Annotated in this window: 11 protein-coding genes; 8 read left to right on the top strand and 3 right to left on the bottom strand. The window is 70.6% G+C overall.

Annotation, left to right across the window (positions count from 1 at the left end; all coding sequences use genetic code 11):
* Positions 1-13 precede the first annotated feature (13 nt).
* Genes ACOZ38_RS34370 through ACOZ38_RS34355 form a run of 4 tightly spaced genes read left to right on the top strand, consistent with a single transcriptional unit; the run spans position 14 to position 6,182 of the window.
* Positions 14-841, top strand: a complete 828-nt coding sequence (locus ACOZ38_RS34370; RefSeq protein ID WP_424535205.1) for a phosphate ABC transporter ATP-binding protein — start codon at positions 14-16, stop codon at positions 839-841.
* A 27-nt stretch (positions 842-868) separates the two neighbouring features.
* Positions 869-2,752, top strand: coding sequence for a substrate-binding domain-containing protein (locus ACOZ38_RS34365; RefSeq protein WP_424535204.1), 1,884 nt, complete (start codon positions 869-871; stop codon positions 2,750-2,752).
* 3 nt (positions 2,753-2,755) lie between these two features.
* Positions 2,756-5,113 (top strand): Ig-like domain-containing protein, encoded by a 2,358-nt coding sequence (locus ACOZ38_RS34360; protein WP_424535203.1) that lies wholly within the window; start codon positions 2,756-2,758, stop codon positions 5,111-5,113.
* Between the two features lie 10 nt (positions 5,114-5,123).
* Positions 5,124-6,182 carry a methyltransferase domain-containing protein gene (locus tag ACOZ38_RS34355; RefSeq protein ID WP_424535202.1) on the top strand — a complete coding sequence of 353 codons (1,059 nt, stop codon included), beginning with the start codon at positions 5,124-5,126 and terminating at the stop codon, positions 6,180-6,182.
* A gap of 43 nt (positions 6,183-6,225) precedes the next feature.
* Here ACOZ38_RS34355 and ACOZ38_RS34350 read toward each other — a convergent pair whose 3' ends face one another.
* Both ACOZ38_RS34350 and ACOZ38_RS34345 read right to left on the bottom strand, forming a co-directional pair.
* Positions 6,226-6,927, bottom strand: a complete 702-nt coding sequence (locus ACOZ38_RS34350; RefSeq protein ID WP_424535201.1) for a hypothetical protein — start codon at positions 6,925-6,927, stop codon at positions 6,226-6,228.
* Positions 6,924-7,436, bottom strand: a complete 513-nt coding sequence (locus ACOZ38_RS34345) for a SigE family RNA polymerase sigma factor (RefSeq protein WP_405152123.1) — start codon at positions 7,434-7,436, stop codon at positions 6,924-6,926. The genes ACOZ38_RS34350 and ACOZ38_RS34345 overlap by 4 nt, the downstream gene beginning before the upstream one ends.
* Positions 7,437-7,676: 240 nt before the next feature.
* On the opposite strand from ACOZ38_RS34345, the gene ACOZ38_RS34340 reads away from it, so the two are divergent.
* The 4 genes from ACOZ38_RS34340 to ACOZ38_RS34325 all read left to right on the top strand — a co-directional run bounded on the left by ACOZ38_RS34340 (position 7,677) and on the right by ACOZ38_RS34325 (position 11,021).
* The gene (locus ACOZ38_RS34340; protein WP_405140211.1) at positions 7,677-8,021 is read left to right on the top strand and encodes a histidine triad nucleotide-binding protein; all 345 of its coding nucleotides are present in this window, start codon (positions 7,677-7,679) and stop codon (positions 8,019-8,021) included.
* A gap of 248 nt (positions 8,022-8,269) precedes the next feature.
* A complete protein-coding gene (locus tag ACOZ38_RS34335; protein ID WP_424537138.1) occupies positions 8,270-9,226 on the top strand; it encodes a PhoH family protein in 957 nt (318 codons plus the stop codon).
* Between the two features lie 8 nt (positions 9,227-9,234).
* Complete coding sequence (ybeY, locus tag ACOZ38_RS34330) at positions 9,235-9,714, top strand: rRNA maturation RNase YbeY (RefSeq protein WP_405140209.1); 480 nt, start codon at positions 9,235-9,237, stop codon at positions 9,712-9,714.
* Entirely contained in the window at positions 9,711-11,021 is a 1,311-nt protein-coding gene (locus tag ACOZ38_RS34325; RefSeq protein ID WP_424535200.1) for a hemolysin family protein, read from the top strand. The genes ybeY and ACOZ38_RS34325 overlap by 4 nt, the downstream gene beginning before the upstream one ends.
* 625 nt (positions 11,022-11,646) lie before the next feature.
* Here ACOZ38_RS34325 and ACOZ38_RS34320 read toward each other — a convergent pair.
* Positions 11,647-13,029 (bottom strand): WXG100 family type VII secretion target, encoded by a 1,383-nt coding sequence (locus ACOZ38_RS34320; RefSeq protein ID WP_424535199.1) that lies wholly within the window; start codon positions 13,027-13,029, stop codon positions 11,647-11,649.
* Positions 13,030-13,037: the final 8 nt, after the last annotated feature.

The raw sequence follows: 13,037 nt of genomic DNA, 5'->3' as shown, positions 1-13,037 counted from the left end.
GAGGACCGACCTGATGACCGTGCCGGACGTCGAGCACACCAGGCCCATCCCCGAGGCGGCCGCCGGCCCCGTCGGCGGCGTCCTGGAAGGCGTGGACGTGAGCTGCTGGTTCGGCTCCCGCAAGGTGCTGGAAGGTGTCAACATCAAGATGGACGCGGGGGTCGTGACCGCGCTGATCGGGCCCTCCGGGTGCGGCAAGTCCACCTTCCTGCGCACGCTCAACCGCATGCACGAGCTGGTGCCGATCGCCACGCTCGCCGGGTCGGTGCTGCTCGACGGCGACGACATCTACGGAGTCGGCCTGCGCCTCACCGAGGTGCGCCGCCGCATCGGCATGGTGTTCCAGAAGCCGAACCCGTTCCCCGCCATGACGATCGCCGACAACGTGGCGGCGGGCCTGAGGCTGACGGGGACCAAGGTGCGCGACCGCGACCAGCTCATCGAGGCCAGCCTGCGCAGGGCGGGCCTGTGGAACGAGGTGCGCAACCGGCTCGACGCCCCCGCGGGCGGCCTGTCGGGCGGCCAGCAGCAGCGGCTCTGCATCGCGAGGTCCCTGGCCGTCAGCCCCGACGTGCTGCTCATGGACGAGCCGTGCTCGGCCCTCGACCCCACGTCCACCAGGCGCGTCGAGGAGACCATCCTCGAACTGAAGGACCAGGTCACGATCGTCATCGTCACCCACAACATGCAGCAGGCGCAGCGCGTCTCGCAGCACTGCGCCTTCTTCCTCGCCGCCGAGAACGAGCCCGGGCGGGTCGTGGAGCAGGGCCCCACAGAGCAGATCTTCTCGGATCCCGAGGACCCGAGAACCGCCGACTACGTCAACGGCCGGTTCGGCTGAGCCGCCGGCGAGTTCTGGAGCACAGGAATGCGAATCCGCCGTCGAGGCACCCGCCTGCTCGTGGTGCTGATGCTGATGATCCTGCCCGCGTCGCTGGGCGCCGCCCCCGCGTGGGCCGCCTCGCCCGTGAACGGGTCAGGTTCCACCTTCGCCTACGTCGCGATCCAGCAGTGGATGTCCGACGTCGCCCGGTTGCAGGGGCTGAGCGTCAACTTCGCGCCCAAGGGGTCGACCCAGGGCCGGCAGGAGTTCGCCTCACGCCAGGCGGACTTCGCCTCCAGTGATGTTTCCTACAACTTCCCCGGCGGGCTCGGCGTCGAGCAGGATCCGCCCTTCAAGTTCACCTACATGCCGCTCGTCGCGGGCGGCACGGCGATCATGGTCAACCTCAAGGACAACGCGGGCAGGCCGATCACCGACCTCCAGCTCTCCGGCGGCCTCCTTGTGAAGCTGTTCACGCAGAACATGTTCTCGTGCGCCAACAAGGGCAGCGAGCAGGAGATCTTCTGGGACGACCAGGCCATCAAGGACGACAACCCGGGCCTCGCGGCGCGGTTGCCGCACGTGCGGGTGCGCCCGGTCGTCCGCGCCGGCGGCTCAGGCACCACGGCCGTGTTCACCGACTACCTGAACCAGATGGACCCCGGCCGGTGGAAGTCCTACATGCAGGGCGTGGGCGGCAACCCCAACGGGTGCTCCACCGAGAAGTCGTCCAAGTGCACCGACCAGGTGTGCGGCCCGACCGACGTGTGGCCGAACCGGCCGGACACCGACCTGGTGGACGGCTCCGACCGCGTGGCGATCCAGGTGAAGAACGGCAACGCGAGCTGGGGCTGGATCGGATACGCGGAGTACGCCTACGCCATCCAGCTCAACGTGCCGGTGGCGAAGATCAAGAACGCCGCGGGGCAGTACACCCTGCCCACGGCGTGCAACCAGGCGATCGCCCTCACCGCCGCCGAGCGGAACGGTGACGGCACGTACAAGCTCGACAACGTGCACACGCACCCGCACCCGAGCGCTTACGCGATCTCCAGCTACAACTACATCATCGTCCCCACCGAGGGGTTCGACGCCGGCAAGGGCGAGACCCTGGCGAAGTTCGTGCTCTACTCCATCACCGACGGCCAGAAGAACGTCGACCAGATCGGCTACTCACCGCTGCCGTCGAACCTGATCAAGCAGGGTTTCGACGTGCTCGGCCAGGTGCCGGGCCACCCTGCGGTTCCCGGAAACCCTGACACGTGGGGCAAGTTCTACGAGAACCTGCAACTGCCGGACGGGAAGAAATGCGGCCAGGTGGGTGAGCAGACCGCGAACGATCCCCCTCCCGCGCAGAACGACAACGGCGGGAACAACCAGAACGGCAATAACAACCAGCAGAACAACGACGACAACAAGAAGGACGACAAGGGCGCGGGAAGCCCCAGCCCGACCCCGAGCGCGAGCACGACCACGAAGGCGCCGGGACCCAAGCCCAGCAAGACGCCCAAGGCCACTACCGGCCCCAAGGCGACCACGGGCCCCAAGGCCACCACCGGACCCTCGGCGGACACCGGTCCCCAGGCCACCGCGGGCCCGTCCGCGTCCGGCTCCGCCACCCCCGGCGCCACGACGAGCGGCGGCGGCGACCCCGGGACCACCACGCCCGGCGCCACCGGGGGCGACGCCACGGTGGCCGTCGACCAGAACGGCCAGCCCCTGCCCGAGACGCCCGGTTCGACGGGCAACGGCCTGATCGATCCCACCCTCGCCGCCGGGGCCGCCCGGGAGATCGACACGGTGGCGTCGTCGATCGGCACGCCGTGGACGCTGTTCGGGCTCGCGGTGACGATGCTGGCCATCGTGTTCGCGCCGATGATCCTGGCCGGCGTCCGCCGCCTCGTCCGCCTGGGCCACCCCGGTGAGTGAGAGATGAGGATCCGAACCCTGCTCGCCGGTCTGGTGGCCTTCGCGGTGGCCGCCGTCGGGCTGGTGGCCGCGGCCGTCCCGCCTGCGGCGGCCGCCCCGTCCGGCACGATCGCCGAGCCCGCGGCCGACGGCGCCCTCTATACGCGCGCGCCCATCCTGGTGCGCGGCACGCTGAGCGGCGCGACCCAGACGGTGGTGGCCGTCCAGGACAGGGTCAGCAAGCTCTGGTGGCACGCCGACGGAAGCTGGGGCGACTACGAAGGGCAGCAGGCGGCCCTGGACGCGGGCTCGTGGAGCTTCACCTGGCCGAGCCCCGAGCCCGGCGACTACCTCGTCCAGGCCAAGGCGGTGGCCTCCGACGGGTCCTACGACCCTGCCCTGCCGTACCGGAGGTTCACGGTCGTGGACCTTCCGGCGGCGCTGGCCGCCCCCGCCGGGGTGATCGCGGAGCCGGCCCCGGGCGGCATCGTCCCCGTTGGGCAGAAGACGACCATCCGCGGCGTCGCGCAGGCGTCCGGCGGAGTCGTGTGGGCCGGTGTGACGATCCTCGACAGGGCGGCGCACGCCTGGTGGCACGCCGACGGCACCTGGGGCGCCTACGAGCGGCAACCCGTCACGATCGGCGCGTCCGGTGCGAGCAGGGTGGCGTGGTCCTTCGACTGGACCCCGCCGAAGGACGGTGACTACCTGCTGGAGGTGGCGACCCGGGACGCGGGAGGGGTGACGGCCGTCTCGCCGTCGGTCGTGTTCGCCGCGGACGGCGCGCCCCCCTCGGTCACGGCCGCCGGGCAGGCCTCCTACCCGGTCCAGCACCCGATCACCTGGACCGGCAGCGCCTCCGACAACCGGGGCATCGTCTCGGTCAGCGTGGCGATCTACGACCGGACCGCCAAGCTGTGGGCGCGCGACGACGGCACCTGGGGGGACTACCAGTCCAGGCCCGCGACCCTGACCGGGCCGGACGGCGGCATGCCCTGGACGGCGTCCTCGACGGGGCAGTTCGCCTTCAGCCAGGTCGGCTGGACGTTCACCTGGACGCCGCCACGTCCCGGCGACTACGGCCTGTCGGTGTACGCCACCGACTCGATCGGACTGCTCGACACCGCGCATCCGTGGCTGCCCTTCACGGTCACCGCGCCCGGCCAGGACGCCGAACCCCCCGTGGGAGAGGTGACCGCGCCGCTCCCCGACCAGGGCTTGACCTCGCCCGGCATCCGCGTGGCCGGCACGGTCACCGACGACGTCGCCGTCGACAAGGTCCGCGTCGGCGTCCAGAACAGGGACACCGGCAAATGGTGGCAGGCGGGCGGCACCTGGGGCGAGACACCGGGCTGGGCGCTCGCGACGGTCACCGGATCCACCTGGTCCTACCAGTGGGAGGCCCCGGCCGCCGGTCACTACAGCGTCACCGTGCGGTTCGCCGACAAGGCGGGCAGGGAGAGTTCCCGCTGGCGGGGCTTCGACTACGACCCCGGCGCCGACGGCAGGTACGTCACCCTGCTCATGTCCCGCTCGCAGTGGAGCGCGGTGGACAGGGCCTGCCGCCCGCTGCGCGGGGCCGTGAAGCTCGACGAGGTGGCCCGCGAGTTCAGGGCGCGGGGCTTCCCCGCCAGCGGGACCGTCGTCGTCGACCGCACCCTGGACCAGAACCGCCAGTGCCTGGCCGGTTTCGTCGACTACGCCAACTGGGCCGACCTCGCGACCCTCCGTGACCAGTACGGCTGGACGTTCGTCAGCCACGGCATGGGCTACCGGAACATGACCACGCTGACGCCCGAGCAGCAGCGGGCGGAGTCGTGCGGATCCCTCGCCCCGCTGGCCAGCCGCGGCCACACCCGGGCCTGGGGGCTGTTCGCCTACCCCGACGACCGGCTCACCACGCGGATCCAGCAGGACGTCGTCTCCACGTGCTTCGCCTTCGGCCGGAAGTACGGCAACGGCGTCACCAGCCGGTCCGACCTCGCTCCGCCGTACTTCCAGAACACCTGGAGCCTGCCCGCCGGCAGGTGCGACGACCCGTCGTTGCTGTGCAACCGCTGGGTGCCGAGCGTCACAGGGGCCAACGACTACCGTTACACCTCGCCCGACCAGCTCGCGGAGTTCCTCAGGGGCTACCCGGGCAGGTGGCGGGTGCTCCAGGCGTACCGGTTCATGCGGGGCAAGCGCATCGTGGACACCGGGCAGGGCGAGTCGTGGGACTGCACCGGGACGAGCTGGCGCGGCCACTGGACGGGCGGCGCCGAGGCGTACTGCCTGAACGACTTCCTCACCGCCCTGCGCATGGCGGGCGGGCAGGCGACCGTCACCGATCCCGCCGCGGTCGCCGGCGCCTGGGGCCGTGGCGACCGGACCGCTCCGTGAGAGGACTCCTATGACCGCTTCCGACACCCAGGACGGCGCCGCCGGTCCGGGCGTGGTGACCTACGCGGCCACCCGCCACCCGCGTGCCGTGTGGTGGAGCGCCGGCCTCGGGATGAGCCTGGCGAACGCGGTGCGGCACCGGTTGCGCGGCTACCGCACCCCCCGCCCGTTCGGCGTGGACGACGTCGAGCGCAACGTCGACTACGTCATCGGGGTGGCCGACCGGTGGGCACGGGACGGTGATCTCGACTTCACCGGCCGCAGGATCCTGGAGCTCGGCCCCGGGCCGGACCTCGGCACCGGTGCGATCATGCTGGCCCGCGGCGCGGAGTCCTACACCGCGGCCGACCTGTTCCCGCTGGCGTCCGGCACCGGCCAGGCGTTCTACGAGGCGCTCGGCGCCCGCCTCGGCGGTCCCGTGGAGCGCGACTGGCTCTCCTACCGGGTCACCGCCTTCCCCGGCATGCCGGACCTCCGCGGCCCGTTCGACCTGGTGGTGAGCAACGCGGCGCTGGAGCACTTCGACGACGTCCCCGCGACGTTCGCACGGCTGGCCGAGCTGGTCGCCCCGGGCGGCGTCATGTGCCACCACATCGACGGCATGGCGCACATGCGCGGCATCCGGTCGCGTGACCCGCTCAACCTGCTGCGCTACCCGGCCCCGCTCTACCGGGCGATGAGCTTCCCCGGCATCCCCAACCGGCTGCGGGCGCGGGACTTCCTCGCCTACGCCGCCGCGACCGGCTGGAGCGCCAGGGTGGTGCCCGGACTGGTCGCGCCCGCGGCGTACGTCGAGGCGGCACGCCCGGGCCTCACCCGCGAGTACCGGGCTCGTGACGCCGAGGATCTCGCGCTGCTGACCTTCACCCTCGTCGCCAGGCGGCAGGCCGCACCCAAAACAGTGAGCATCCCCAAAACAGTGAGCATCCCCAAAACAGTGAGCACCCCCAAAACAGTGAGCATCCCCAAAACAGTGAGCACCCCCAAAACAGTGAGCACCCCCAAAACAGTGAGCACCCCCAAAACAGTGAGCACCCCCAGAACACTGAGCACTCCAGCAACGCGATGAAAGGCCGGGCTCCGAGGAGTCCGGCCTTTCGCGGGGTGGGGCTTCAGTTCGCGGGCGGGGCCGACTCGGCCTCCGCCGTCACCTGGGGGGTGACCGTCGGCGGCGCGGGGTCGGTGGGCGCCGGAGAGCACTGCTGGCACGGGTCCGGAGTCGAGTCCGCCGTCGCGGTGCGGGTCGGCTTCGCGGTCGGCTTGGTGGTCTTCGTCGGCGTGGGCGTCGGGGTGGGCTTCGGCCTGGTGGTCTGCTCCGGCTGGGAGTCGCCCGTGCCCGAGGGGCAGGGCTGGTCCGGCTCCTGCCCAGGCTCCGCCGTCGACAGCACCGGGGTGGTGCAGTCGTTGCCAGGGGAGACCGTCGGGGTGGGCGTCGGAGTGGTGAGCGGCGTCGTGGCGATCGTCGGGCTGGGCTCGGCACGCTGGCTGCCGCCGGCCGGGGGCTGGACGCCGTTCCACGGCCTGCGCGTGCTCGACTCGTCAGGCGGCGACGTGTCCCACTGAACCTGGGTGATGCGCTGGTCCGTGCTGATGTGCTCGCGCAGCGGCGGCACGATCATCACCACCGTGGCCGCCACCAGGACGGCGCCGCACGCCGACGCGGCGGCCCGCCACCAAAAGACACCCCGCAGGCCACGCTGGTCGATGCGGGTGCGGATGATCTGCAGTCCTTCTGCGGAGGGCACGACAGAATCCGCCTCCGCGCGCAAGACACGGCGGAGGACCTCGCCGTACTCGTCGGGGGACTCGGTCATGACAATTGCTCCAGTACGGTGCGTAAGGCGGCCATGCCGCGGGCTGTGTGGCTCTTCACCGCACCCTTGCTGATGCCCATGGCGCTGGCGATCTCAGCCTCGGAGAGGTCGCCGTAGTACCGCAGCACCAACGCCTCGCGCTGCCTGGTGGGGAGCCCGCGGAGCGCCTCGATGACGGCGGACCGCTCGAGCTCTCCTATGGCTCCGTTCTCCGCGCTCGGGGCGTCGGGGAGGCCCTTGGGGGCGTACTTCTCCACGACGGCACGATGACGGAGCACTGAGCGCGATCGGTTCACGACCGACTGGCGCAGGTAGGCGAGTGCCTTGTCGGTGTCACGCAGGCGGCGCCATGCCCCATGGAGGGCGACGAACGCGTCCTGCACGACTTCCTCAGCGGTGGCGCTGTCACGCACCAACAGCATGGCGAGACGCACGAGCGACCGATAGTGGGCGCTGTAAAGCGCCGTAACGGCCATGTCGGCGTCCCATCCGACGGGCACCGCCCCCATCGACCTTTCGGCCACGAGGGTCTCGGTGGTCACATCTGTTGGACGCACGGCCTTCCCAGAGGGTTTACTCTCTGCCGGTTCTTTAGGGGGCATGACCCAGTTGTGTCCTCGCCGGTGGCCTCGCCGACACTGACCGCTATCTGACGCTGAAGTGTCGCACACCAACCCTAGCCGCGAGGATCTTTCGACGGGACCACCTAGGTATTACCGATTGGCAACAGAGGTGACTACCCTTCAGGCGTGACAGACTGCCTGTTCTGCAAGATCGTGGCCAAGGAGATCCCGGCCGCGATCGTCTACGAGACCGACCGCACGGTGGCCTTCCGCGACGTGAACCCGCAGGCCCCGACGCACGTGCTGGTGATCCCCAAGGGGCACTACGAGAACGCCGCGGTGCTCGCCGCGGCCGACGACGGGCTCGCCGACGAGGTGCTCAAGACGGCCCACGCGGTCGCGGTCCAGGAGGGCGTGGCCGACGACGGCTACCGCCTGGTGTTCAACACCGGCCCGCAGGCCGGTCAGACCGTCTTCCACGTGCACGGCCACCTGCTCGGCGGCCGGGCCATGCACTGGCCTCCGGGCTGAGCCCGGCCCGGATACGATGGCCTTAGCCAGCGGCGCGGTCGGGCCGGATGCCAGGCGACTGCACGGTCATCCGAGCGAGCGCGACAGACAAGTACACCAGGCCGGGAGGCGAGCAGGCCGCAGGGCCGCCCATGTCCGAGTCACACGAATCCCGCAGCGCGCCGAACGGCGCGCAGACCAGCGAACCGCCGCGCGTCAAGGGCCCGTCACGCACGCAGGCCAAGGTCGTCATCCCGGACCAGTACTCCATGGTGAGCATTCTCGGCTCCCGTGACGAGCTGCTGCGGGTCATCGAGGCCTCGTTCCGCGCGGACGTCCACGTCCGTGGCAACGAGATCACCATCAGCGGAAGCCCGGAGGAGAGCAGTCTCCTGGTGCGGCTCTTCGAGGAGATGGTCGAGCTCGTCAGGTCCGGGGCCCAGCTCACCGGCGACGCGGTGGAGCGGAGCATCGCCATGCTCCGCATGAGCTCAGGCAGTCCCGCCGACGTCCTCTCCCTTGACATCCTGTCGGCGCGGGGGCGCACGATCCGCCCGAAGACCGTCAACCAGAAGCGTTACGTCGACGCGATCGACAAGCACACGATCGTCTTCGGCATCGGCCCCGCGGGCACGGGCAAGACCTATCTGGCGATGGCCAAGGCGGTGAAGGCCCTCCAGAACAAGGACGTCAACCGCATCATCCTCACCCGGCCGGCGGTCGAGGCGGGTGAGCGGCTCGGCTTCCTGCCCGGCACGCTGTACGAGAAGATCGACCCCTACCTGCGCCCGCTCTACGACGCGCTCCACGACATGCTCGACCCCGACTCGATCCCGCGCCTGATGGCGGCGGGCACCATCGAGGTGGCGCCGCTCGCCTACATGCGCGGCCGCACGCTCAACGACGCCTTCATCATCCTGGACGAGGCGCAGAACACCTCGCCCGAGCAGATGAAGATGTTCCTCACCCGCCTGGGCTTCGGGGCCAAGATCGTCGTAACCGGCGACGTCACCCAGATCGACCTCCCCGGCGGTACAGACAGCGGTCTGAAGGTCGTCCAGGATATCCTGGAGGGCATTCCGGACATCCATTTCAGCAGGCTGACGAGCGCGGACGTCGTGCGGCACAAGCTGGTGAGCGACATCGTCGACGCCTACAGCCGTTACGACCTCGCGACCGCCGAGCCTCATGCCATCAAGGGCGCCAAGCGCCCCCGGGGGAGATAAGAAACACCATGAGTATCGAGGTGGCCAACGAGTCGGGCGTGGAGATCGACGAGTCCTCGCTCGTGAAGCTGGCCGGTCACGTGCTCGGGCGCATGGGCATCCACCCGCTCGCCGAGCTCTCCATCCTGATCGTGGACGAGGCGGCGATGTCGCAGCTCCACGAGCAGTGGATGGGCGAGCCCGGGCCGACGGACGTGCTCGCCTTCCCGATGGACGAGCTGCGGCCGAGCCCGGGCGGTTCACGCCAGGAGGGCGACGCCCCGCTCGACCCGGCACTTCTCGGAGACGTCGTGCTGTGCCCGCAGGTCGCGGCCAAGCAGGCGGCGGAGGCCGGCCACGGCACCCGCGACGAGCTTGAGCTTCTTTGCACGCACGGCATCCTTCACCTCCTCGGCTACGACCACGCCGAGCCGGACGAGCACGCGGAGATGTTCGGCCTCCAGGGCGAGCTGCTCGACGCGTGGCGGGAGGTGCGGCGGGAGCCGTGAGTTCCCCCAGCGGGTGGTTGCTGTCAGCCGCCCTTCTGATCTTCATCGGCGGCCTCCTGGCCAGCGCCGAGACGGCTCTCGCGCGCATCTCCCGGGTGCGCGCGGAGGAGTTCGCGCGCAAGGGGCGGCGCGGCGCGCAGCGCCTCCAGGCGATCGTCGCCGACCCGCCCCGCTACCTCAACCTCCTGCTGCTGCTCCGGCTCAGCTGCGAGCTGATCGCCACGGTGATCGCGACGCTGCTGTTCATCGACTGGCTGGGCGACGAGGGGCAGGCCTACGCCGCGGCGGCGGGCGTCATGATCCTGATCAGCTACGTCATCGTCGGGGTCTCGCCGCGCACCCTCGGCCGCCAGCACGCCGAGCCGGTCGCGCTGGCGAGCGCCCCCATCGTGTACGGGCTGACGCGCATCTTCGGGCCCCTTCCCAAGCTGCTCATCCTGCTCGGCAACGCGCTGACGCCGGGCAAGGGCTTCAGGGACGGCCCGTTCACCTCCGAGGCCGAGCTGCGCGATCTCGTCGACCTGGCCGAGGAGCGCCGGGTCATCGAGCCCGACGAGCGCCAGATGATCCACTCGGTCTTCGAGCTGGGCGACACCCTGGTGCGCGAGGTGATGGTGCCGCGCACCGACATGGTCTTCATCGAGCGCGGCAAGACCCTCTCCCAGGCCATGTCGCTGGCGCTGCGCAGCGGCTTCTCCCGCATCCCCGTCGTCGGCGAGAACGAGGACGACGTGGTCGGCATCGCCTACCTCAAGGACATCGTCCAGCGGGTGCACGAGTCGACCGCGAGCGGCGACGCCGAGCGTGAGAAGGTCGGCTCGCTGATGCGCCCGGCCACCTATGTGCCAGAGAGCAAGCCGATCGACGAGCTCATGCGCGAGATGCAGGCACGGCAGATCCACCTGGCCATCGTGATCGACGAGTACGGCGGCACCGCCGGCCTGGTCACCATCGAGGACGTCCTCGAGGAGATCGTCGGTGAGATCGCCGACGAGTACGACCAGGAGGCGCCGCGCGTCGAGTGGCTCGACGACGGGAGCGCCCGGGTGACCGCGCGGCTTCCCGTGGACGAGCTGGGCGAGCTGTTCGACATCGAGCTGGAGGTCGACGACGTCGACACGGTGGGCGGCCTGCTGGCCCACGCCCTCGGCCGGGTCCCCATAGCCGGGTCCCGCGCCACCGTCGACGGCCTGAGCCTGACCGCCGAGAGCACCGCCGGCCGCCGCAACCGCATCAGCACGGTCGTCGTGCACCGAGTGGTCCCCGCCGAGGACGTCGCCGTGCACGCCTCCGCCGAACGCGAGTGACGTGTCGGCCGTCAGGCCGCTGGTGCTACCGCCCTGCCGCTCGATCGGCGAGATCGCCGAGTTCTACGGTGCGCTGTGCTTCACCCGGACCTACCGTCAGGTTCGCCCGAACCCGTAACCTCGCGCCGGCCCGCGCTCGGGTGGCTTTCTGGGGCTGGAAACCGGGATGTACGTCTTATGGGGATATGGCGTCAAGCGTCCTTTAAGCGTATTGCAAGTGGTTCATGGAAGTTTGTTGCCAGGCGCCCACCGGCTCGGGGCGCTGGTAAGGGGAGGGCCGGTGTACCGGGAGGGGTTCACGGCACACCGGCAGAGCCGGGGGGACGCGTGGCGGCCCTGGCCGGGAGACCGGCCGGGTCCGGCACGCCAAAAAGGGTGCCTCACCTGCGCTGGGCGGGTGAGGCACCCTTTTGACTTACGGTTCTCGATCAGCGGGTCACCGCGAGTCCGGTCTGACCGGGCTGGATCAACGGGTCACGCCGGGTTGGTTCGACCAGGAGCGACCGGGGCCGGGTTTGGTGGATCGGGCTCGGTCGGGGCCGGGTTTGGTGGATCGGGCTCGGTCGGGGCCGGATTTGGTCGGATCGGGCTCAGCCTGGGCCGGGTTTGGTCGGATCGGGCTCGGTCAGGCGATGACGCTGGGGGCGACCGGGCCGTCACCGCCCCAGACGCTCTCGTCCTCGGTCAGCCAGGTCGAACGCTCGCGTTCCTGGCTCCCCTCGTTGCCCTGCCCGCCCATGGGCATGAACGGCATGCCGCCCATTCCCGGCGTGCCGGCGGCACGCGTGGCCAGGGCCGGGGTCACACCGCCGGCACCGCCGCCGCCGTAGGAGGAACCGAGGCCGGAGCCGCCGGCGCCGGTGCCCGTCGCGCCCGTCCCGAGGCCCGCCGGGATGATCGGGCCCGACGAGTTCGGCGACGTGACGCCGTTGAGGTTCGGGGCGTTGAGACCCGTGGTGTTCGGGGTGTTGAGACCCGTGGTGTTCGGCGTGTTGAGCCCGCTGGTGTTCGGGGTGTTGAGCCCGGTGGAGGGGTTGAGCCCCGCCAGGCCGGTGCTCCGGGGATCGTTCGGGTTCGGCCCGCCCGGAAGGCCCGTGCCGCCCGTGCCGCCGGAAGGGTTCGAGGGATCGTTGACGCCGCCACCTGGCACGCCGTTCCCCGGGCCGCCGTTCGAGCCGTCGCCGGGCAGGCCAGTGCCACCCGGCCCGGTGCCCCCCGGCCCGGTGCCGCCCGATCCGGTGCCGCCCGATCCGGTGCCGCCGGTGCCGCCGCCCCCGGAGAGGTCCGACGGGATGTTCGGGTCGGATCCGGGCATTCCGGTGCCGCTCGGACTGCCGCTCCCCGAGTAGTCAGAGGGGTTCAAGCCGGACGGACTGTAGCCGGATGAGCCGCGCGGCCTGTAGCCGCCGCCGTTGAGGCCCGAGGTGTCGAAGTTGGAGGTGTCGAAGTCGGGCGTCTCGGGAGGGGCCGGAGAGGGAAGCACCGTGGTGACGTCCAGCGGCAGCGTGTCGTAGACCGCGACGATGCGCTCGTTGAGGTTCTCGATGTGCTGGCGGGCCATTTCGTTCTCGGAGGCCGAGGTGGTCCTCCAGCCGGACAGCCATCCGGGCATGTCGTCATCGAACGTGTACGGGCCGCTTTCGGGCAGGTGGGACTTGGCCTTCCTCAGCTCGTCGGCGTAGTCCTTGTGGGCCGCGCCCACCTGGCGGGCCCTGGCGGCGAGCTCCCTGGCCGAGGCGTGCAGTAGCTGGAGCGCCTGCTGGGCCTGCTGGGAGGACTTGTCCTTCCAATCTCCGGCCATCGTTCCGGCCAGCGATTCGAGAAGGTTGTAGGTGTCCTCCAGGTAGCCGGCCGCGGCGATGTAGGCGTCACCGGCGGTCGACAACGCCTCCGGATTGGTGTTCTGCAGCTTCGTTCGAACGCTTTCGACCCCGCCGTAGGTGCCGGTGTCCCCGCGCGGCGGAGCCGTCCCCGCCTTGATCGCCTGTATCTGGCTGATGCGCTCCATGTCGACCC

Origin of the sequence: Sphaerisporangium viridialbum, from assembly GCF_049674955.1 — a bacterium.
Taxonomy (GTDB): domain Bacteria; phylum Actinomycetota; class Actinomycetes; order Streptosporangiales; family Streptosporangiaceae; genus Sphaerisporangium; species Sphaerisporangium viridialbum.
The sequence above is the reverse complement of the archived record's forward strand: the minus strand, read 5'-3'. Positions and strand labels throughout refer to the sequence as shown.